The following is a 21,392-nucleotide window of genomic DNA, read 5'->3' as shown; positions in this document are numbered from 1 at the left end:
CTGCCGGGTCGGCATTTGTTTTATCCTCTGGACATATAGTAGCATTTACCATTCTAAATGTCAAGTATATATTACAAAAAGTTTTTATGAGCAGACAAAAAGCACCCCAGCTGTTTCCAGCCGGGGTGCTTTGCGGTTATGATTATTTCAGTACAACTTCGCCGTTTTCATCGGCATCCACCACAAGAGTGCCGCCGGATGCCAGCGTGCCGTCGATCAGGCGCTCGGCGGCGGGGTCCTCCACCGCCTTGCGGATGGTGCGGCGCAGGTCGCGCGCACCAAAGCGGCCGCCCTGACTCTTTTGCACCAGTGCCTTGAGCGCTGCCGGGGTGTAGCTGTAAGCGATGCCCTTGGCCTCCATGCCGGGCTTGTACTCGTCCAGCATCAGGGCGGCGATGCCCTGCAGGGTCTCCTCGGTCAGGGGCTTGAAGGCGATTACCTCGTCCACGCGGCCAAGGAACTCCGGGCGCAGGAACTGCGCCAGCGCCTTGCGGGTCTTTTCCTCGCTGCGCTGGGCGTCGCTCTTGTTAAAGCCAAGGCTGCCCGCGCTCTGGTCGCTGCTGCCCGCGTTGGAGGTCATGCAGATGACCGTGTTGGAAAAATCCACCGTGCGTCCCTGCGCATCGTTGATCTTGCCCTCGTCCAGAATCTGCAGCAGGATGTTCATCACATCCGGGTGCGCCTTTTCGATCTCGTCAAACAGCACCACGCTGTACGGGCGGCGGCGCACCTTCTCGGTCAGCTGACCGGCTTCCTCGTAGCCCACATAGCCCGGAGGCGAACCGATCATGCGGGACACCGCGTATTTTTCCATATACTCGCTCATGTCCAGACGGATGAGCGGGTCAGGACCATCGAACAGCTGTTCTGCCAGCTGCTTGACCAGCTCGGTCTTGCCTACGCCGGTGGGACCCACAAAGATGAAGCTTGCGGGACGGCGGCGGCCGGAAAGGTCGGCGCGGCTGCGCTTGATGGCCTGCGCCACCAGATGCACGGCTTCGTCCTGACCGATGACCTTCTGCTTCAAAGCGGCTTCCAGCCCTGCCAGCTTGACGAACTCGGTCTCGCGAATTTTTACCGCCGGGATGCCCGTCCACAGCTCGATGACCTTGGCTACATCGTCCATGGTCACCTGAATTTCGCTGGCAGCGGCCTGCTTAGCGGGCAGCTCGGATTCCAGCTTGGCGATGCGGGTCTTGCGCTCGGCTACGCGCTCGTAGTCGATGGCTTCGTTCACATCCGCGCTTTCCATCTCGGCTTCTTCCTGCTTCAGGGCGTCCAGCTCCTTCTGCATCCCCAGATACTCGGAGATGACCGGGTGCGCCAGATTGCAGCAGGCGCAGGCTTCGTCCAGCAGGTCGATGGCCTTATCCGGCAGAAAACGGTCGGTGATGTACCGCTCGCTCAGGGTGACCACCGCCGAAAGCACCTCGGCGGGCACCTGCACATGATGGTGCTGCTCGTAGTAGCGCTTGATGCCGTTCATTACGGCAAGGGTGTCCGCCACGCTGGGCTCCTCCACCCGCACAGGCTGGAAACGGCGCTCCAGCGCCTGATCTTTTTCAATATACTTGCGGTACTCGGTAAAGGTGGTGGCACCGATGACCTGAATCTCACCGCGGGAGAGGGCGGGCTTTAAGATGTTGCCCGCGTTCATGGCACCCTCGCTCTCACCGGCAGAGGTGATGGTGTGGATCTCGTCGATGAACAGGATCACGTTGCCCGCAGCCTTTACCTCGCTCAGCAGACCCTTGACCCGCTGCTCGAACTGACCGCGGAACTGGGTACCCGCCACAAGGCTGGTGAGGTCGAGCAGAAAAATCTCCTTATCCCGCAGGCCGATGGGCACCTGTCCCTTGGCAATGCGCTCGGCAATGCCTTCCGCGATGGCGGTCTTGCCCACACCGGCTTCACCGATCAGGCAGGGGTTATTCTTCTGGCGGCGGCTCAAAATCTGGATGGTGCGGTAAATTTCGCGGTCGCGCCCGATGATATCATCCAGCTTGCCCTCCCGCGCCTTGCGGGTCAGGTTTTCGCAGTAGGTATCCAGAAACTTGCGCTTGGGCGGCTTTTTGCCGTTCTTGCGGTCGGCCTTTTTTTCGCCGTCCTGCTTCTCCGTACCGGTAAAGCCCAGCGGGAAGGTGGCATTGCTGCCGGGCACAAGATCCTCGTCCATGTTCTCCGCATCGGCATCCTCGCCGCTGCCGGACATATTCATCAGCATGGAAAGAGGGTTGGAATCGCCCAGCTCCTCCATCATGCTCTCCATGCGGTTTTCCATGTTATCCAGATCCTGCTCCGACATCCCGAATTGTTTCATCAGATCGTCCACGGGCTTGATGTGCAGCTCCCGGGCACAGTGCAGACAGTACCCCTCCTGCTTCATCTGACCATTCTCCATCCGCTGGATAAAGATGATCGCCGGACGCTTCTGGCATCGAATACAGACCATAGTTCCTCCTTGTCGCCCCTGTTACAAAAAGGGGTTGAACATATTAAACGCTTTATAGTAAAGACTGCTGTGCATCACAGTGTCGTTGAGCACATTTAAGTTGCCGCCGGTGATGACCACAAGCCCCCACACCACGCACAGCACGAGGTATAAGTCCAGCAGAGCGGTCATGCCGCCGGTCAGCCAGCCCAGACCCCGGTTCACCGTACCGATGACCGGGAGCTTATTCACCAGCCCCAGCACGGTGACCAGCATGCTGACCAGCAGCCGCAGCACCGCGTAGAACACAAAGAACAGCACCAGCATGATCACCGGGGTGAGCAGCGGCTGCAATACTTTTTCCACGATGGTATCGGCAAGCACCACGGCGTTATCTGCCAGCACAGCGTTGATGCTGCGCTCGCACGCCGCCACGATGGAGGCGCGGAAGCTTTCGGGCAGAAAGCCCGCGTACTGCTGCGCAATGCCGGAAAGGTTCACCACGCCGTCCTCCGAAAGGTGGGCGGCGATCTGGGTACGGAAGCCCCCGGCCAGCAGATTTTCAAACACCCAGCCTGCGCAGGCGGCAGAGAGCTGCCGTGCGCCCAGCAGGCTGATGAGGTTGCCGGACAGTTGCACGATGGACGCCAGAAAGCCCTTACGGGCGTAGCGTGCCATCAGCACCAGCCAGACCACCGTACATAGGATATCAAAAAGAAATGACGGATTCTTGAACATACCTTGTTTTCCCTGTTATAAAGATCATTTTCCCCGCAAAAATACCGGTTTCCCCCTCGTTCACCGGGCGCTGGAAGCCGTTTGCTCCGGCGGAGCGATCTGCTGCACCGTGTTGCCGCACAGCACCAGCAGCTGCTTACCCGCGATGAGCGCCTGCGGACGGACGGAAAGCTCCTGTCCCCACTGGTACACCCCGTCTGTGGCAAAGCATTCCACGCCGCTGTCGGTGAGCAGATAAAAGTTTTGCCCCCGGCGCAGGATCTGGTTTGCCGCAGGCACATTGCCGCTGTACTGCACGTTCAGATCTTTATCCAGCAGCACGGCGGTGCACACCTGCCCGTTTTCCAGCAGCAGGGCGGCGTTTGCACCGTCCTGCGAAACACTGACAAGGCTGCCGCCGCCAAGGTCGAAACGTCCCCGCTCGCCGCCGTCCGCACCGTACACCACGGCGCAGTTCTCATACACAGCCAGCACGGTGTCGTTGTTCAGCCAGCCCAGCCACTGGGGCACGCTGTCCCCGCTGCTCAGCTGCACCGGGTCGCCCTGCGCAAGGCTGAGCACAAAGAGGTTTGCCTGTAACTGCCCCGCACTGGAGGTGACCGCCGCCACCGCCAGACGGCGGCTGTCGGCGGCAAACGCCATCCGCACCGGGGTGCCCTGCGTGCCGGTCATATCCCAGTGCAGCTGCTCCGTCATGGTGGGGGTATACACGGTCAGCCGGGCTGTGCTGTCGGCAGAATCGGTAGCCACTGCCAGCGTGCCGGTGTCCGACATGGCGCACAGATAGATGCTGTTTTCCAGCGTTTTTCTGTACAGGTTCTGGGTGCGGCTTTCCACCCGCAGCTCGTTGCCGGAGCGGTTGTACAGCACAAAGCGGGTCTTGCCCGCAGCCAGCGCCGGGCGGGCGTAGCCGCTCTGGATGCCGGCAAGGCGGGTGCCGCCCAAGCTGTACACCACGCAGGCATCCTCGTCCATGGCTACAAAGCTGCCGGACATAGGCTGCACGGCCGTCAGCTCCCCAAGGCCGGTCTGCTGCGGCCAGCCCACCGCCGGGGACAGGGCGATATGCACCGTATCCACCAGATCCTTTACCCGGGCGATGGATGCACCCACCGCGCCGGTGGCAAACAGGGTGACCAGTATCAGCGCCGCCAGAAGAATCACGGTGCGGCGCAGACGGCGGCGGCGCACCCGCTGGCGCGCTGCCTCCAGATATTCCACCCGTCCGGCAGAAAGCGGCTCTCCGTCCGGGCTGCTGCCGCCGCGATGAAGCTTTTTCATGGCTGCTCCTCCTTTTCCGGGTAATCCACACACTTTAAAAACAAGCCCTTCGCGGGCAGGGTGGGGCCTGCCCGGCTGCGGTCCCGGCTTGCCAGAATGGCGGGGATGTCCGCCGCGCGCAGCCGCCCCGCGCCCACCTCGCACAAGGTGCCCGCCAGAATGCGCACCATATTGTACAGGTAGCCGTCGGCGGTCACTTCAATGTCCACCTCGTCCCCGCGCCGGGTGACGTGGCAGTCCGTGATGGTGCGCACGGTGTCCCCATGGGCGGCAGCAGAACTGCCCGCCGCGCACAGCGCCAGAAAATCGTGGGTGCCCATGAACTGCTGCGCCGCCGCCTGCATGGCGGCTTCGTCCAGCCGCCGGGGCACCCGGGTATAGTAGGCGGCGTCAAAGGGCGAGTCGATGGGGTGGTTATGGATGCGGTACAGGTAGGTCTTGGTATGGGCGGCGTACCGGGCGTGAAAATCCTCCGGCACGGTCTGCGCTGCAAGCACCCGGATATCCGGCGGCAGATGCTGGTTGAGCGCCAGCGGCAGCTTCTGGGGCGGGATGCGGGTATCGGCATGGAAGTTCAGCCGGAAGCCCAGCGCGTGCACCCCGGCATCGGTGCGGCTGCAGCCCTTGATATCGGGGCGGCTGCCCAGCACCGCTTCCAGTGCATCCTGAAAGGTGGCCGCCACGCTGCGCCCGTTGGGCTGCACCTGAAAGCCGCAGTAATTTGTGCCGTCGTAGGCAAGGGTAAGTAAAAAGTTCATAGTTAATATTTAGAATGGCCTCCGCTTTGCTCTGGCCATATTCAGCGGAAAAGCGTTTTTAATTTCGTGTTTGTCGCGGCCTGCGGGCCGCGACAAACACGTTTTCACCGGAGGGGCCGCGGCGAGAAGCATCCTCTTTCTTCTCACACTTTAGCGCTGTACTTTATGGCTTGGCTCCCCCTTTGAGGAAAGACTTCCCCCGCTCCGGGGGAAGATGTCGCGCAGCGACAAAAGGGGGAATCTGGCGCGGGAGCGCCTGAGAGGGCTTTTTTAGTAATTCGGGAACACCAGCCGGGAGGCAAGGATGACGGCAAAGCAGGCGATGCAGACCGCAAGGTCGATGTAGTCCTGCTTTTCGCAGCGCAGCACCTTCAGGCGGGTGCGGCCCGTGCCGCCACGGTAGCAGCGGCACTCCATGGCCATAGCCAGCTCGTCCGCGCGGCGGAAGGCCGAGATGAACAGCGGGATGAGCACCGGCACCAGCGCCTTGACCCGGTCGGTCATTTTGCCGGTATCCAGCTGCGCGCCGCGCGCTTTTTGCGCGTTCATGATCTTATCCGTCTCCTCGATGAGGGTGGGGATAAAGCGCAGCGCAATGCTCATCATCATCGCCAGCTCGTGCACCGGGAAGTGCAGCTTGCCCAAGGGCTTGAGCAGCTGCTCAATGGCATCGGTCAGCACGATGGGGCTGGTGGTGTAGGTAAGCAGACTGGTGCCCGCAATGAGCGCCATCACGCGCACCGCCATCAGCACCGCATAGCGCACGCCCTCGGCGTAGATGGTCAAAAACCAGAAATGCACCAGCGGGTCGCCCTCGCCGGAGACAAAGAAGAGGTTCAGCACCGCCGTGAACAGCACGATGGGCAGAATGGGTTTCAGGCTTTTGCCGATCATCTTGACCGGGATCTTTGCCACCCTGTACATGACCCCCAAAAAGAGAATGGACAGGGTAAGCCCCAAGGGGTTGGAGGCTGCAAACAGCAGCACGATATAAGCGACCGTCAGCACAAGCTTCAGTCTGGGGTCGAACCGGTGCACCAGACTGTTGCCCGGGAAGTGCTGACCGATGGTGATATCTCGCAGCATCAGACAGCACCCCCTTTCTGTGCAGCGCTGCGGGGCAGCACAAGGCTTTCCCCGGCATCGCGGCGGCGCTTTGCTTCCAGCAGGGTCTTGACCGCGTAGGGAATGGTGTACACGTCCGCCGGGACGTCCACCCCCATCTCCCGCAGCTTGAGGAAAATTTTAGTCACCTGCGGCACCGATAGCCCAAGCTCCAGCAGCTCCGGGGCGCGGGCAAAGACCTTTTCCACCGTGTCATACATGGCAATTTTCTTGTTGCTCATCACCAGCACGCGGTTGGCATACTTGGCGATATCCTCCATGCTGTGGGACACCAGCAGCACGGTGGTACCGGTCTTTTTGTGGTACTCCTTCACCTCGGAAAGGATATCGTCCCGTCCCTCCGGGTCAAGACCGGCGGCGGGCTCGTCCAGCACAAGGATGCGGGGCTTCATGGCCATCACACCCGCCACCGCCACCCGGCGCTTCTGACCGCCGGACAGCTCAAAGGGGCTGCGCTCCAAAAGCGCCGGGTCTAAGCCTACAAAGTCTGCGGCTTCGTGGACGCGGCGGTCTACCTCGGCTTCGTCCAAGCCCATGTTCTTCGGGCCAAAGGCGATGTCCTTGTAGCAGGTCTCCTCAAACAGCTGGTATTCCGGGTACTGGAACACAAGCCCGGTGAGGAAACGGAAATCCCGGATCTTTTCCGGGTCTGCCCACAGGTCGCGGCCATCAATATAAATTTTGCCGCTGGTGGGCTTGTTCAGGCCGTTCATGTGGGTGATGAGGGTGCTTTTGCCGGAGCCTGTCGCCCCGATGATGCCCACAAAATCGCCCTCTTCTACGGTAAAGCTTACGTCATCCAGTGCGGTCACTGCGGTGGGCAGGCCGGGGTTATAGACGTAGCTCAGGTGTTCTACCTTAATGATATCTGCCATTTCGTCCGCCCCCCTTACTGCAGCAGCTCATACAGCGCCTGTGCGCAGGCACCGGTGTCGATGATGCCCTCCGGCATCGGGATGCCGGCCTTCACCAGCTCGTCCCGCAGCTCGGCGGCCTGCGGCACGTCCAGATGCAGACTGCGCACCTTCTCGGTCTGGCTGAACACCTCTTTCGGGGTACCCTCCATCACTACATGACCCTTGCTCATCACCAGCACACGGTCGGCCTGTGCGGCTTCTTCCATATAGTGGGTGATGGACACCACCGTGATGCCCATGTTCCTGTTCAGGTAGTGGATGGTCTGCATCACCTGCTCGCGGCCGCGCGGGTCCAGCATGGCGGTGGCTTCGTCCAAGATCAGGCAGTCCGGGCGCATGGCAACCACACCGGCGATGGCCACACGCTGCTTCTGACCGCCGGAAAGGTTGTGGGGTGCACGCTCGCGGTATTCGTAGATGCCCGCCATCTTCATGGAGTCGTCCACCCGGCGGCGCATCTCGTCCTGCGGCACGCCGAGGTTTTCCAGCGCAAAGGCCACATCCTCTTCCACCACGGTAGCCACGATTTGGTTGTCCGGGTTCTGGAACACCATGCCCACGGTCTGGCGGATATCATAGAGCTTGTCCTCGTCTGCGGTATCCATGCCCTCCACATACACCTTGCCGCTCTCGGGCAGCAAAATGGCGTTGAAGTGCTTAGCCAGCGTGGATTTGCCGCAGCCGTTCGCGCCCAGCACCGCCACGAACTCTCCGCGCTTTACCTGCACGGATACGCCGTCCAGCGCGTAGCCCGGCTGCTCGGCATCGTAGCGGAACTTCAAATTTTCAGCAGTTAAAATCGTTTCACTCATGCTTTGTTTCTCTTTCTGGTGGTGCGCCCCTCCGAAAGGGGCTGTACCCCATTCTTAGCATATATCTATCTCAGTCACGGCTGTCGCCGTGACTGAGATAGTATTTTATTTTTATTCTTCCCAAATAGCGGTAGCACCGCAGGGCACCACGCCGCCGGTGGCAGATACCGGCAGACCGATCTCATCGCAGCTTGTCTTGCCGCCAAAGCGGGGCACCAGCGTGGTTTTGAGCATATACTCCATGACCGCCGGAGACAGGCCGGTGGTGTAGCTGTTGACCGCAAAGAACAGCGGGGTATCGCTGAGCACCTCTTCGCACTGGCTGATGAGGTCGTAGATGCAGTCCTCCAGCTTCCAGATCTCGCCGCCGGGGCCGCGCCCGTAGCTGGGCGGGTCCATGATGATGCCATCGTAGGTGTTGCCCCGGCGCTTTTCCCGCGCCACGAACTTGGCGCAGTCGTCCACCAGCCAGCGGATGGGCTTATCGGTCAGGTTGCTTGCCACAGCGTTGTCCTTACCCCATGCCACGATGCCCTTGGAGGCATCCACATGGCAGACGGTAGCGCCCGCAGCGGCACAGGCCAGCGTAGCGCCGCCGGTGTAGCCGAAGAGGTTCAGCACCTTCACCGGACGGTTCGCGGCGCGGATCTTCTGCTGGTACCACGCCCAGTTGACCGCCTGCTCCGGGAACACGCCGGTGTGCTTGAAGCCGGTGGGGCTGACGATAAGGGTCAGCTTATCCTCCCCTTCGCCGCAGCTGATCTTCCACTTTTCCGGCAGACGGCGGCGGTACTCCCACTCGCCGCCGCCCTGATTGGAGCGGTGGTAGATGGCATCTGCCTTTGCCCACAGGGGGCTCTGTTTGGGGGTCTTCCACACCACCTGCGGGTCGGGGCGGATGAGCAGGGTCTCTCCCCAGCGTTCCAGCCGGTTGCCGTCGGTGGCATCCAGCAGTTCGTAGTCTTTCCAAGTATCTGCAGGGCGCATAGCGTCCTCCTTCCGTTTACTGCTTCAATGTTTCTTTATATAAAAGTCAGAACAGGCTCTGCTGGCCGTTTTCCTCGGCGCTGCCGGTCTCCGGGGCTTTCATGCCCAGATGCTCGTAGGCAAGGCGGGTGGCGCAGCGTCCGCGCGGGGTGCGGGTCAAAAAGCCCATCTGCATCAGATACGGCTCGCACAGATCCTCCAGCGTGACCGCCTCCTCGCCCAGCGCGGCAGCCAGCGTTTCCAGACCCACCGGCCCGCCGTTGTACATCTCGATGATGGCACGCAGCAGGCTGCGGTCCAGCTCGTCCAGACCCAGCGCGTCCACGTCCATCCGCTTGAGCCCCAGCAGCGCCACGTCCCGATCGATGATGCCGTCGCCCAGCACGGTGGCAAAGTCGCGGATGCGCTTCAAAAAGCGATTCGCCACACGGGGGGTGCCACGGCTGCACTTTGCCAGCTCATAAGCGCCCTCCGGGGTGATGGGCTGATCCAGAATGCCCGCCGACCGCATGATGATGCGGGAAAGCTCGTCCGGGCTGTACAGTTCCAGCTTGAGCAGCACGCCAAAGCGGTCGCGCAGAGGGCCGGTGATCTGTCCGGCGCGGGTAGTAGCGCCCACCAGCGTGAACCGGGGCAGGTTGATGCGGATGCTCTGGGCACTGGGGCCTTTGCCGATCATGATATCCAGCGCGTAGTCCTCCAGCGCGGGATACAGCACCTCCTCCACCTGCCGGGACAGGCGGTGGATCTCGTCGATGAACAGCACATCGCCCTCCTGCAGGTTGGTCAGCAGGGCAGCAAGGTCGCCGGGCTTTTCAATGGCAGGGCCGCTGGTGATGCGGATCTGCACCCCCATCTCGTTGGCAATAATGCCCGCCAGTGTGGTCTTGCCCAGACCCGGCGGGCCGTAGAGCAGAATGTGATCCACCGGCTCGCCCCGGCGCTTGGCGGCTTCCAGATAGATCTTCAGGTTCTGCTTGGCCTTTTCCTGCCCGATGTAGTCCTCCAGATGCTGCGGGCGGAGGTTATTTTCCTCACTGTCCGCCGGGGTCATGACGGGCTGCATCATTTTTGCGCCGTACAGCGCGGTATCGTCCTGCATTGCTTACCTCCTGCCTGCCATGCTGCGCAAGGCCAGCTTGATGATCTCTTCCACCGGCAGCGTGGCATCGATCTTTGCGATGGCCAGCGCCGCCTCGCTCTGGCTGTACCCCAGCGACACCAGCGCTGCAATGGCCTGTGCGCTGCTCTGGGTCGCGGGCGTGTCGGCGGCAGTGCCCGCCACATCCTCCAGTGAGATGCCGTCCACAAAGCCCTTGGCCACCTTATCCTTCAGTTCCAGCACGATGCGCTGCGCCAGCTTCGGCCCCACGCCGGAAGCGGCCTTAAACGCCTTGTGGTCCCCCGCCGAGATAGCCAGCGCCACCCGCTGCGGCTCCATGACGCTGAGGATGGCCAGCCCCACCTTGGGGCCCACGCCGGACACGGCAGTCAGCATCTCAAAGCAGGCCTGCTGCTCCTCGGTGGCAAAGCCGTACAGGCTCACATCGTTCTCGGTCACGCTCATCACGGTGTACAGGGTAGCTTCCTGCCCCACACCGGGCAGTGCCCCCGCCACACTGGCCGGGCACTGGGTATAGTAGCCCACGCCGCCGCAGCTGAGCACCACGGCGTTCAGGCTTTTTTTCACGATTTTTCCAGTCAGACAGTAGATCATAGAATCCTCTCAGTCAAGACCCGCCGCCCCGCAGGGCGGCTGTGGTATGCGGTCAGATGGGGCCCGCCACCCGGCGGGTGTAGCGGTTGAGCTGGTTGCCGTTGGTGTGGCAGAAGGTAATGGCCATGGCCAGCGCATCGGCGGTATCGTCCGGCTTTGGCACGGCGGGCAGATGCAGCAGCACCCGGGTCATCTCCTGCACCTGCTTTTTCACGGCCTTGCCGTAGCCGGTGACCGCCTGCTTGACCTGCATGGGGGTGTACTCGTAGATGGGCAGCCCCGCCTGCGCCGCCGCCAGCAGAATGACCCCGCGCGCCTCGGCTACGCCGATGACAGTGGTCTGGTTGTGCTGGTAGAACAGCTTTTCGATGGCAAGCACCTCGGGCTGCGTGCGCGCAATGACCTCCTTGATGCCGATATACACCTCGTCCAGCCGCCGCTCAAACGGCACGCCCGCGTCCGTGCACACCGCGCCGAAATCCACCGGCGCAAAGCGGTTGCCCGCATACTCCACCACGCCCCAGCCCACGATGGCGTAACCGGGGTCGATGCCCAAAACTCTCATGCTGCGTTCCCTTTCCGACACTACTCCTATTATAGTTTTCTATTATAGCACAACGTCTGGTTGGGGGCAACAAGAAAGCTGTCGCCCACCGCCCCAAAACCCGCGCTGCACCGCACAGAAGCCGGGTTTCGGGCTGCTTTTTCAAAAAAGTTTTACAATTTTTGAAAAAAGGCCTTGCTTTTTGGCATCGGGTATGGTATTATAATCTAGCTGATTTCGGCAAAACAGAATATGGACGGTTAGCTCAGCTGGTAGAGCATCTGCTTGACGTGCAGGAGGTCACAGGTTCGAGTCCTGTACCGTCCACCATACAGTTCGTACTCGAACCCGATTCTTTACGAAAAAGGGTTCGGGTACGTTTTTTGTTTACAGGAAGTCCTACGGCGAGAGTACGCAGAACGGTAAACGAGTAAAGGCAGGGTATCACCATGGCGGTGGTGCCCTGCCTTTTGCTTTGCGTCTCCCTATATTGCGCGTTTCAGGTCAATCGCTGCGTACGTCCGTACATGGTCGGTACGCACGTACGCAGGAAAAATGGCAAGTTCTTGCATATAGGGGTGTTCTTTCGGCTGGCGGTATGATATACTCGGCTCAACATAATAGTTGTAGACAAATGCAATTTTGAAAGTGTATCAATCGTATCTTAAATAAACGCACCATCTAAAAAGGAGGTCTTAGCTATGAAAAAAGCATCGAGCATTTGGGTTCGCAGAGGTGTTTTGATTCACCGCTTGCGTGGTCAAGGGTTGGCATTAGCTCTCCTATTAAAGCAAAAGCCGATGTCTGCTCCGCAAATTTGCTCATCCCTTTTGGAAAAGGAAATTCACGTTGACCGAAAGAAGATTGGGAAACTTTTGGCAGACCTTGAATGGTGGGGAATTGTTTCTAACGAGAATGGTATATACAGCTGTCAGTGTGCTGCGTTGGATGGTTTCCAAGAGAACTATAATGAAAGCCAACTGATTGATTTGATTGGGCTGACTCAAAACACTGTAAATGGCCAGTCTTTTTACAGTTCTGTGCCTCCAATGAGTGTTAGTTCTCGTGGGCCTAGCGGGGCATGATTTTCGGATAGTAAACAGCAGGGTTTGGGGCAGGCACGCCCCAACAAGAAGCTGTCCCAAAGGGGCAGAAAATTTTCAGGAATTGAAAATTTGTGGCCACGGGACGGTTCTTGCCCTCACGTTTTTGGGAAAAGGAGTTTTTATGGATATCGAAGTCAAACGAATGTCCCCTACTGCTGTTGAAATGCTTGACCAACTCAGTGCAGTCTGCAAACGGTTCGGCGTCGATTACTATGCAGCCTCCCAGAATCAGCGTGATCTGCTGGACAGCATTGCCCTGCACGAATACCAACTGAAGAAAGCACACGAACAAGGGCTGAAGCGTTCCGAAGTGCCGCCGTTTCTCGGTTTGAAGCGCTCTGACCGCAGCAACGATATGCCCGCCTGAAGGTTCGACTGCCGTTGACAATGCTCCACCACATCCCAAGACCATTCGGTCTGGGGATGTGGTGGGTACAGTACAGGACGATTCTTGCTCTCACCGTCAGTATCATCCGCCTTGCATTCGTAGTCATTTTGTGATACAATGATCCCGACAGGAGGTGTCTCGTATGATGCAGACATTCGTTCGCCCTTCCCGGGATCTGCGCAACCATTACGCCGAAATTTCGGAGATGCTCAAAGACCATGACCATGTGATCATCACGAATCATGGCCGTGGAGAATCGGTCCTCATCAACATTGAGGACTACGCCAAGTACGAGGAGTTTTTGCACCAGCGGTATGTTGCCGAGGCACTTGCCAAGGCAAAGCAGCAGGCGGCTGACCCCGACACGCAGTGGGCAGACCACGAAAACGTATGGGAGACGCTGGGCAAGCAGTATGACGTATAAGATCAAATATCTGCCCCTTGCTGTGCAGGACCTGAATGATATTGCCCGGTATTTGTCCGGTTTTTATCCGAAAACAGCCAGCCGCGTACTGAAAGAGCTGCGGGAGAAGATCACAAAATTAGGCGATACCCCGAAAATGTGCGAAGTCTACCGCCTTGACCCGGCTTATCGTAGGATGGTCGTTGACCAGTATCTGGTGTTCTACTGCGTCAACGATGAAAACAAGATCGTGGAGATTCACCGTGTGCTGCGAGGCGCTTGGAATCTGCCGCAGTATCTGGAATAAATCCAGGTTCGACTGCCTTGGACAATGCTCCACCAAATCCCCAGACCATTCGGTCTGGGGATTTTTTGTTGTCATTCGCAGCCCGGAACAGCAAGCCGGGAATTTCACTCTTATCGGGGGGTGTTCTTTCCTTGATGGGTGTGGTATACTCGGCTTAGCGCAACAAATCGGAATTGGGAGGCTCGAATCATGTGGAATGAATTAGGCATCAGCGGAGGAACCGCAATTGTTATTTTGATCGCGCTGTATTATGTTATCAAATGGGCAGTAAGAAACGGCATCAAAGAAGCTTACCGTGCTATCACGGGAGAGAAAACCAATGAAGATATCCAAAACGAAAAAGAACTGGAAGAACTCGGATCAGATTCAGAAGAGCAATAAAGCTGCACGCGTTCCCAGCAGGGTTTGGGGCTCCGCACACCCAACAAGAGCACTTCGGAAACTCGCAAGAGTTTGAGAGTCAACGCCCCTCTCCCGTCTTTAGGAGAAGGAGTTTTCATGGATATCGAAGTCAACCGTATGTTCCCTGCCGCCATTTCTCGATTTAAAACGCTCCGACCGCAGCAACGATATGCCAGTTTAAGGGTTCGGGTATTTTTTTGCACTATTGGGGCTCAATTATTTTAGGAGATTCTATGCTTGTCAAATTACGGGAATTTTTTCGAACAGCTTATAATTTTTTCAATCGCATCCGCCTGAAAAATACCGATGTCACTTTGATCGCCAGTAACTGCAATGGCTGCTGCATCCTACATGATCTCGGTTTGAAATTCAATTCACCCTTTGTAAATCTATGGGTCGAGCCTTCTGACTTTATAAAGCTCTGCGAAAATTTGAAGGATTATCTCCAATACGACCTTGTATTTATTACACCGCCCGAATCTGAAATCACTTACCCGGTTGCTTTGCTGAATGACGTCAAGTTATATTTCCAGCATTATTCTTCCAAAGAGGAAGCCGCTCTGGCTTGGGATCGCCGAAAAAGTCGAATAAATTCTGATGCTCTCTATTTCCTTTTTACAGACCGCGATGGATGCACCGAGCAAAATCTGTTGGACTTCGAGCAGTTGCCTTTGAAACACAAGGCTGTACTTTGTCACAAACCGCATCCTGACATTAAATCCGCCGTTTACATCAAAGGGTTTGAAAGCGAACCATGTGTCGGAATGTGTATGCGTTATCGGAGTCGCTTTTCTATCAGAAAATACTACGACGATTTTGACTATGTTGCATGGTTCAATCAAACTTAAACAGCAAAGAACAGCGCACAAAAAACCACATAAAGGAGAACCTTCCCCATGGAATACAAACGTTTTGGCAATAAGATCATTGTACGCATCGACAAGGACGAGGAGATCCTTGAACAGGTCAAAGAGCTTGCCCTGAAGGAAAACATCCGCCTTGCCGCTGTGCAGGCGCTGGGCGCCACCAACAGCTTCACGGTGGGCGTATATAATGTAGCGGAGAAGAAATACTACGCCAACACCTTCAGCGGCAGCTTTGAGATCGTGTCCCTGACCGGCACCATCAACACCATGAACGGTGAATTCTACACCCACCTGCACATGAGCGCCGGCAACGACAAGGGTGAGGTGTTCGGCGGGCATCTGAACCGGGCGGTGGTCAGCGCCACCTGTGAGATGGTGGTGGATGTTCTGGACGGCACGGTAGACCGCCAATACGACCCCATTACCGGGCTGAACCTGTTCAAGTTCTGAGTTTTGCCGTAAAAACGAACCAAAGCCGCTGCGCGATGTCTGCGCAGCGGCCTTTTGTTTATAGTTCTTCCCGCCGGGTGTAGGGCTCCATACCGTGGTCGGCGGGGTCGTAGGATTCCAGCACGGTCATGTAGTTTTCCTGAAAGTGGCACATCACCGTCTTTAGCATGCCGCTCAGCTGCCCCTTTACCGTGATGGTGGACAGGACAAAGTCTGCCACCAGCTGCACGGTATCCGGCTGCAATTCAAAGCACAGACCCACCGCCAGCATAGGGATGACGATCTGCTGCGCCTGCAGCGGCACCGCGCTGCCCAGCTTTTCCAGCACCGGGCGACTCAGCGCCGAGGCTGCCTGTACGCAGCGCTCCACCTTTTCCTGCGGGAAGCGCCGCATCAGCTCCATGCTGCGCAGCTGCGCCACCACGGCGGCATCGTCCCGTACGATGCCCCGGGTCACCTCCGCCTCCGAGCGGGTGTTGGCGCATTGCAGCATGCAGCGCATGGCGTCCTCGTAGTCCTCGTAGTAGGTCTGACGGTCGCAGAACAGATCCAGCATGGAGCGCAGCACGGCATCGGTCTCCTCGGAGACAGCCAGCCGCCCGAAGTCTATCGGCGTGCCCTCCATCCGTGCGCTGCGGTCGTTCAGCTTCTCCAGCTCCTCCGGGATGACCGTGGAGGGCAGAAAGCGGTCGTTGCCGTTGCGGTAAAAGCCCCACGCTGCGGGCAGGATGCGGGGGATGACATCGCCGCTGGAAACGATATTGAAGATGTTGCTGGTGCCCCAGTCCTTTTTCAGGCTGCCGTCTGCCGCGTGGTTGTTGTCAAAATCCTGCTGTAAATCGGGGCAGTCTGCCGCCGTCAGAGCTGCCGGGGCGGCAAAGGTATAGACGTAGGTGTTTTTCTTTTCCAGCTGCGGCAGCACGGCGGGCAGACGCGCTGCCACAAGGTTCGTCACGCCGCCGCCCCGGCTGAACCCGCCCATCCAGAGCTTCAAAATGCCCAGCGGCTGACGCTTTGCCGACGCCTGAACGTATCCGCGTATTTTTTCAACCAGCTGCCGCGCCGCCGTCACAAAGCCGGTATGGGCGCTGCCGGGCCCCGCATGAAGGTTGCCGGACCACTCGGCCCCGTAGCCGGAGCCGCGCAAAAACGCACCGATGATGGTCACCTGTCTGCCGCCGCGCACCAGCGTTTTGCGGGCGATGGCGCAGCCCACGGTGTCCGGGGTGTCGTTCAGGCTGTGGGTATAGTTGAACAGCTGCACCTCGGTAAAGCCAAGCTTTGCAAAGGCGTCCCGGATATGGTCGGCGCGGCCGACCTCGCCCTCCATCCAGTAGCGCTGGTCGCTCTCCCATGGACAGTCGGTGGCTGCCGCCATGCCCAAGGTGGCCAGCGCCAGCTGGTTGTCGTACTCCGTGGCAGGGTGGTCGAACAGGCTGTCGCTGTAATAGTAGTCGTGCCGCAGGTCAGCACCGCAGCGGTCGCTGCGGTACCACAGGGTATAGTAGTCGTCTGGCACAGCCCGGCCGACCAGCGCCGTAGCCGCCCCGGCCTGCGGCAGCGCCGCAGCGGGAGCCAGCGCCCCCGCCGCAAGGGTCACCGCAAGACCCTTACAAAAATCCCGTCGTTTCATGGTTCCATCCCCTCACATCCGCCTCTGCGGCCTGTACACCGCAGGCTTTTTTATAGTATAATCCTTTTTGCTGCTAGATGCAATTTTTACTTGCGGCGGCAGACGGGACGATTTGGAATGCCCTCCGCTTGCGCTCTGGGCATAATCAGCGGAAAGAATATTTATAATTTCGCGTTTGTCGCGCTCTGCGGAGCGCTCCAAACGCATTTTCACGGGAGGGGTCGTAAAGGCAAACAGCATTTGCAGTGCCGCTTTCTGCGAAAGCGCGGCGCTGCGGGATAGTAGGCTCGCCCCCTCAGTCACCTGCGGTGACAGCTCTCCCAAAGGGAGAGCTGGCGCGGGAGCGCCTGAGAGGGTTTGCTCCCCCGGGGGGAGCTGTCGCGCAGCGACTGAGGGGCTTTGAATCGGCGGAGCCGGAAAAAACGGTTAAAAGATTTTCACGCCGAACAGGCGTGAATCTTCAGTTTTTTTCGGTGCAGCCCACCCCTTTGGGGTTAAAAGGGGCGAGCAGCCCCTTTTTCGTGGCTCCAGCGCGTCGAAATCGCTGGCACTTTTCTGGTTCTCTTTTGGTGTCAAAAGAGAACATCCCTCGGCTACCACCTCCTACCCCACAGCGCTGTAACTACCGTTTGTCTTTACACTTCTCCATAAAAATTCAACCGGGAAGCTCCGCAGAACTTCCCGGTTGACAGATACAAGAATATTCTTTATTACAGCGAAAGATCCAGCTCGTGGCAGTATTCCACGATATGGTGGAACATCTGCTCCACGGCAGGGGCCATGGAGGCCGGGCGCTGCACGGCCAGACCCACCACGCGGTACTCCTCCGGCTCGATGGGGTACACCTTGACGGCGGCCTTGCAGTCCCGCAGCAGCATCCGCGGCATGATGGAGATGCCCAGCCCGGCCTCCACCATGGCAATGTTGGACTGGTCATCGATGACGTGGCAGCGGCGCTCGGTGCCGATCTTGTATTTCTTGAGGAACTGGCGCATCTCGGCGTCGGTGGCGTCGCACTGTACTACAAAGCTCTGGCCGTTCATCAGCGCCGGGGTCATTACGCCGTCCTGCGGCTCTGGCCAGTCCTGCGGCACGATGCACAACAGCGGCTCCCGGAACAGCTCGGTGAGGTTGAACTCCTCCCGGCAGGTGGAGGACAGGAAGGCGATATCCACCTGACCGGTGCGCAGCCATTCCTTGACATCGTCGTAGGTTCCCTGATATACTTCGATCTCGATCTGCGGATAATGCGCCGCAAAGCTTTTCAGCAGCCCGGGCAGCAGCGAGGCACACACCGAGTTGAATACGCCCAGCTTTACCTTGCCCTTTTCCAAGCCGTTCAGGCGGGCGATGCTCTGCTTCAGCGCCTCATCACTGTTGAGCACATCGCGGATAGAAGGATACAGGGAAGCGCCGTAACTGGTCATGGATACGCCGTTTTTGCCGCGGTTGAACAGGGCAAAGCCCAGCTCCTCCTCCATTACGGCAATGGCGTGACTGATGGCCGAGGGGGTCAGGTGCAGCTGCTGTGCCGCCTTGTTAAAGCTGCCCTGCCGGGCCACGGCATCAAAAATTTCGTAGGAAAATAGCGTCATGCCCAAAGCCTCCTTCCGTCTTTACTGGTTCGGAGACGCCCGATTCTCTGTGAATCTTTTTCATCTTTCATTTGAGATAGTTCAATTATCTTCTTGATTGTACTATCCTGCGCCTTTTCTGTCAAGCATTTTGCCCCGATTTTTGCACGCTCTGTGCAGATTTTGCCGCGATTTTTGCAGGAAATGCCGCCTTTCCTCCGTTATCGCTTTTATAACGTTTTTTATAACATGACCGAGGTGTTTTTATGACCACACTATCCCCGCGCCGCACTTTCAGCGGCACCGCTCTTAAAACCATTGCCTGCATCACCATGCTGGTGGACCACATCGGCGCGTCCTGCATCGAGGCGGGCATCCTTACGCCCGGGCTGGACGCCGGTGTCCTCTCGCAGGCCACTCTTTCCGCCTACCCGCTGTACCGGCTGGACATGGTGCTGCGCTTCACCGGGCGGCTGGCCTTTCCCCTGTTCTGCTTTTTGCTGGTGGAGGGCTTTGTGCACACCCACAACGTCAAAGGCTACCTTGGGCGGCTGGTGCTGTTCGGCCTAGTGAGCGAAGTGCCCTTTGACCTTGCGTTCTTCCGCACCCCCTTTTTCCCGGGCGCGCAGAATGTTTACTGGACGCTGGCACTGGGCGTGCTGGCCATGGCAGGACTCAAGCACTTTGAAAAGGAAAACGGCCTGCCCGGCTGGCAGGGCATCCTGTGTGCCGGGGGCTGCGCCGCGCTGGCGCTGGCTGCCAACACCGACTACAACGCCATCGGCGTGATCATCATCTGCGCGCTGTACCTCACCCGCACAAACCGCAAGCGGCAGTGCCTTGCGGGCGCAGCGCTGTTTTTGTTCGAGCTCACCGCCCCGCTGGCCTTTGTGCTGGTCTGGTTCTATAACGGACAGCGCGGCGCGTGCAGTCCGCTGCAAAAGAAGGCCTTTTACTGGTTCTACCCGGTGCATCTGCTGGTGCTGGCAGGTATCACGAACCTGCTGCTGTAAAGTTTTCCGGTTCAGCTGGCTCACCGCTGCAAGACGAAACGATTAGGAATGCCCTCCGCGTTGCTCTGGGCATATTCAGCGGAAAGATTATTTATAATTTTGGGGTTCTGAAAAGCCTGTGGGCTTTTCAGAACCCCTTTTTCACAGGTGGGGACGTAATGGAAAACGGCAGTTGCCCCTCATCCGACGCTACGCGCCACCTTCCCCCGGTGGGTGAAGGCTTTAGCGGTAGCGGTACAGTTTCCAGTTAACCCGTAAAGTTTCCGGGTTCGTCCGCTTCCGTTCCCGTAAAGTTTCCGGGGGCTTCCCCGGGGGGAGCTGTCGCGCAGCGACTGAGGGGCTATAAATGGAGAAGCGAAAAAAGCGTTAAAGCGATAGCGCCGACTGGCGCAGCGCTAGCTTTTTTGTGCTTCGACTTCTTCTTTAGGATTGTCAAGGGCGAGCAGCCCTTGGCCCGTTGCGGGGTGGGTGGAGTCCAGAGGTAGGGAGGGGGGAGTCGGAACACCCCTCCCTACCTCTGGCCCAGCGGAGCGTCTTTGCACGCCGAAAGCAATCAGAAACTTTCCGTCCTAACCGCAAACCTTCTCTCATGCCAAAGGCTCCCTCCCAGAGGGAGCTGTCAAAACCTATCGGTTTTGACTGAGGGAGTTCAGGCGCACCTTGGGGGAGCTGCCGAACGGAGTGAGACTGAAGGGGTCACAAAAAAGGAAAATCCCCCGCAGTTTTCATGAAACTACGAGGGATTTTCTTGGCGGAGTAGGAGGGATTTGAACCCTCGCGCCGTTGTTTAGACGACCTACGCCCTTAGCAGGGGCGCCTCTTCGGCCTCTTGAGTACTACTCCAGAGCAAAGTGCATTACACTTATTCAATAAAAAATGGCGGAGAGAGTGGGATTCGAACCCACGGTACGTTGCCGTACGGCAGTTTTCAAGACTGCTTCCTTAAACCACTCGGACATCTCTCCTTGTGGACACTCGCGTTACGCCGTGTCGAATGCCTACTTACTTTACCAGATTTACGCCGTTCTGTCAAGCCTTTATGCAAATTTTTTCTTTTTTCTGTGCGATAGCTGCACAACAGCTGCAATTATCACAACCTTTATTCGAAGTTTTTTTGGAATTTCTCTTTACAGAAACACCTTTTTGTTGTATAATAAAGCCAACATAAACCACCCATCGGGAAAAGGAGCATCATCATGTCGTTTTCAGAGCTATTGAAGCAGTGCCGCAAAAAGCAGGGCGTCAGCCAAGCGGAGCTTGCCTCCAGACTGGGGGTCACCCAGCAGGCTGTCGGCAAGTGGGAAAGCGGCAAGTCCTCCCCCGACCCCTCCACTGTGGCCCGCATTGCGGAGCTGTTGAACACCACGGCAGACTATCTGCTGGGGCTGTACCGCCCGGTCAGCAACGTTTCTGCCCCCGAGGAGCGCTTTTTCGGCAGCTACACCGAGAGCCTGATCCCGGTCATCGGCACGGTGAAGGCCGGCTACGGCGCACTGGCCTTTGAGGAGGACTACGGGCAAGAGTACGCCCGGGTAAAGGACCCCGCCAACTATTTTTATCTGGTGGTGCGCGGCGACAGCATGGAGCCCCGCATTCAGGACGGCGACCTTGCGCTGGTGCACAAGCAGGACACGCTGGAAAACGGTGATCTGGGCGTTCTGATCTACGGCGACGAGGGCGAGGGCACCCTCAAGCGCTACATCCAGCGCGGCAACTGCGTGGTATTGCAGCCCTTCAACCCCGCCTATCATGAAATGGTCATCAAGGGCGAGGAGCTGAACCACCTGCACATTGCAGGCCGCGTGGTAGAGACCAAGGCCAAGTGGTAAGCGGAACCCTCTCAGACGCCCCCTGTTTTTCATAAAGCCATCTGCTGTTTTGCGTATGGCTTTATTTTTTGACCCTTTTTCCCGGTTTTATCCCATTTGGAGGTGCATTCT

At 58.3% G+C, this 21,392-nt stretch carries 22 protein-coding genes and 3 tRNA genes; 10 read left to right on the top strand and 15 right to left on the bottom strand.

Features of this window, described 5'->3' with window-relative positions; genetic code table 11:
- Positions 1-142: 142 nt before the first annotated feature.
- The 11 genes from MTP39_RS01580 to ruvC form a co-directional block, all read right to left on the bottom strand.
- Positions 143-2,452 (bottom strand): ATP-dependent Clp protease ATP-binding subunit, encoded by a 2,310-nt coding sequence (locus MTP39_RS01580; protein WP_249241189.1) that lies wholly within the window; start codon positions 2,450-2,452, stop codon positions 143-145.
- 21 nt (positions 2,453-2,473) lie between these two features.
- Positions 2,474-3,169, bottom strand: a complete 696-nt coding sequence (locus MTP39_RS01575; RefSeq protein WP_055186650.1) for a hypothetical protein — start codon at positions 3,167-3,169, stop codon at positions 2,474-2,476.
- A 60-nt stretch (positions 3,170-3,229) separates the two neighbouring features.
- On the bottom strand, positions 3,230-4,450 hold the full coding sequence (locus MTP39_RS01570) for a DUF5711 family protein (RefSeq protein WP_249241188.1): 1,221 nt from the start codon (positions 4,448-4,450) through the stop codon (positions 3,230-3,232).
- Entirely contained in the window at positions 4,447-5,208 is a 762-nt protein-coding gene (truA, locus tag MTP39_RS01565) for a tRNA pseudouridine(38-40) synthase TruA (RefSeq protein WP_249241187.1), read from the bottom strand. Before truA ends, MTP39_RS01570 begins: the two co-directional genes overlap by 4 nt.
- A gap of 270 nt (positions 5,209-5,478) precedes the next feature.
- The gene (locus MTP39_RS01560; protein ID WP_249241186.1) at positions 5,479-6,294 is read right to left on the bottom strand and encodes an energy-coupling factor transporter transmembrane component T family protein; all 816 of its coding nucleotides are present in this window, start codon (positions 6,292-6,294) and stop codon (positions 5,479-5,481) included.
- Positions 6,294-7,208, bottom strand: a complete 915-nt coding sequence (locus MTP39_RS01555) for an energy-coupling factor transporter ATPase (protein ID WP_005921980.1) — start codon at positions 7,206-7,208, stop codon at positions 6,294-6,296. Before MTP39_RS01555 ends, MTP39_RS01560 begins: the two co-directional genes overlap by 1 nt.
- 14 nt (positions 7,209-7,222) lie before the next feature.
- A complete protein-coding gene (locus tag MTP39_RS01550) occupies positions 7,223-8,062 on the bottom strand; it encodes an energy-coupling factor transporter ATPase (RefSeq protein ID WP_249241185.1) in 840 nt (279 codons plus the stop codon).
- 111 nt (positions 8,063-8,173) lie between these two features.
- On the bottom strand, positions 8,174-9,049 hold the full coding sequence (locus MTP39_RS01545) for a class I SAM-dependent methyltransferase (RefSeq protein ID WP_249241184.1): 876 nt from the start codon (positions 9,047-9,049) through the stop codon (positions 8,174-8,176).
- A 46-nt stretch (positions 9,050-9,095) separates the two neighbouring features.
- The gene (ruvB, locus tag MTP39_RS01540; protein WP_117949904.1) at positions 9,096-10,151 is read right to left on the bottom strand and encodes a Holliday junction branch migration DNA helicase RuvB; all 1,056 of its coding nucleotides are present in this window, start codon (positions 10,149-10,151) and stop codon (positions 9,096-9,098) included.
- Positions 10,152-10,154: 3 nt separating this feature from the next.
- Positions 10,155-10,766 (bottom strand): Holliday junction branch migration protein RuvA, encoded by a 612-nt coding sequence (gene ruvA / locus MTP39_RS01535; RefSeq protein WP_117527021.1) that lies wholly within the window; start codon positions 10,764-10,766, stop codon positions 10,155-10,157.
- A gap of 52 nt (positions 10,767-10,818) precedes the next feature.
- Positions 10,819-11,331, bottom strand: coding sequence for a crossover junction endodeoxyribonuclease RuvC (ruvC, locus tag MTP39_RS01530; RefSeq protein ID WP_249241183.1), 513 nt, complete (start codon positions 11,329-11,331; stop codon positions 10,819-10,821).
- A gap of 233 nt (positions 11,332-11,564) precedes the next feature.
- Here ruvC and MTP39_RS01525 point away from each other — a divergent pair.
- The 8 genes from MTP39_RS01525 to MTP39_RS01490 all read left to right on the top strand — a co-directional run bounded on the left by MTP39_RS01525 (position 11,565) and on the right by MTP39_RS01490 (position 15,232).
- Positions 11,565-11,640: transfer RNA gene (locus MTP39_RS01525), tRNA-Val, on the top strand.
- Positions 11,641-12,011: 371 nt separating this feature from the next.
- A complete protein-coding gene (locus MTP39_RS01520) occupies positions 12,012-12,395 on the top strand; it encodes a hypothetical protein (RefSeq protein ID WP_249241182.1) in 384 nt (127 codons plus the stop codon).
- Positions 12,396-12,537: 142 nt separating this feature from the next.
- On the top strand, positions 12,538-12,783 hold the full coding sequence (locus tag MTP39_RS01515) for a hypothetical protein (RefSeq protein ID WP_249241181.1): 246 nt from the start codon (positions 12,538-12,540) through the stop codon (positions 12,781-12,783).
- 163 nt (positions 12,784-12,946) lie between these two features.
- A complete protein-coding gene (locus MTP39_RS01510) occupies positions 12,947-13,228 on the top strand; it encodes a type II toxin-antitoxin system prevent-host-death family antitoxin (RefSeq protein WP_249241180.1) in 282 nt (93 codons plus the stop codon).
- Positions 13,218-13,514 (top strand): type II toxin-antitoxin system RelE/ParE family toxin, encoded by a 297-nt coding sequence (locus MTP39_RS01505; RefSeq protein WP_249241179.1) that lies wholly within the window; start codon positions 13,218-13,220, stop codon positions 13,512-13,514. Before MTP39_RS01510 ends, MTP39_RS01505 begins: the two co-directional genes overlap by 11 nt.
- 189 nt (positions 13,515-13,703) lie before the next feature.
- Positions 13,704-13,895 (top strand): DUF6019 family protein, encoded by a 192-nt coding sequence (locus MTP39_RS01500; protein ID WP_249241178.1) that lies wholly within the window; start codon positions 13,704-13,706, stop codon positions 13,893-13,895.
- A 254-nt stretch (positions 13,896-14,149) separates the two neighbouring features.
- Positions 14,150-14,764: a DUF1919 domain-containing protein gene (locus tag MTP39_RS01495; protein WP_249241177.1), complete on the top strand. Its 615-nt coding sequence runs from the start codon at positions 14,150-14,152 to the stop codon at positions 14,762-14,764.
- Positions 14,765-14,812: 48 nt separating this feature from the next.
- A complete protein-coding gene (locus tag MTP39_RS01490; protein WP_249241176.1) occupies positions 14,813-15,232 on the top strand; it encodes a PPC domain-containing DNA-binding protein in 420 nt (139 codons plus the stop codon).
- 58 nt (positions 15,233-15,290) lie between these two features.
- Here MTP39_RS01490 and MTP39_RS01485 read toward each other — a convergent pair whose 3' ends face one another.
- Together MTP39_RS01485 and MTP39_RS01480 are read right to left on the bottom strand one after the other, a co-directional pair.
- Entirely contained in the window at positions 15,291-16,865 is a 1,575-nt protein-coding gene (locus MTP39_RS01485; protein ID WP_249241175.1) for a lipase family protein, read from the bottom strand.
- Positions 16,866-17,575: 710 nt separating this feature from the next.
- Complete coding sequence (locus MTP39_RS01480) at positions 17,576-18,460, bottom strand: LysR family transcriptional regulator (RefSeq protein ID WP_249241174.1); 885 nt, start codon at positions 18,458-18,460, stop codon at positions 17,576-17,578.
- A 245-nt stretch (positions 18,461-18,705) separates the two neighbouring features.
- Between MTP39_RS01480 and MTP39_RS01475 the strand changes: the two genes are divergently transcribed.
- Positions 18,706-19,452: a TraX family protein gene (locus MTP39_RS01475; protein ID WP_249241173.1), complete on the top strand. Its 747-nt coding sequence runs from the start codon at positions 18,706-18,708 to the stop codon at positions 19,450-19,452.
- A 749-nt stretch (positions 19,453-20,201) separates the two neighbouring features.
- Here MTP39_RS01475 and MTP39_RS01470 read toward each other — a convergent pair.
- Together MTP39_RS01470 and MTP39_RS01465 are read right to left on the bottom strand one after the other, a co-directional pair.
- A tRNA-Ser gene (locus tag MTP39_RS01470) sits at positions 20,202-20,295 on the bottom strand.
- Between the two features lie 34 nt (positions 20,296-20,329).
- Positions 20,330-20,417 (bottom strand) — tRNA-Ser (locus MTP39_RS01465).
- 231 nt (positions 20,418-20,648) lie between these two features.
- Here MTP39_RS01465 and MTP39_RS01460 point away from each other — a divergent pair.
- On the top strand, positions 20,649-21,281 hold the full coding sequence (locus MTP39_RS01460; RefSeq protein ID WP_055186311.1) for a LexA family protein: 633 nt from the start codon (positions 20,649-20,651) through the stop codon (positions 21,279-21,281).
- Positions 21,282-21,392: the final 111 nt, after the last annotated feature.

This window comes from Faecalibacterium sp. I3-3-33 (assembly GCF_023347295.1).
In the GTDB taxonomy this organism is placed as follows: domain Bacteria; phylum Bacillota; class Clostridia; order Oscillospirales; family Ruminococcaceae; genus Faecalibacterium.
This window is presented reverse-complemented; position numbering and strand designations above follow the sequence as displayed.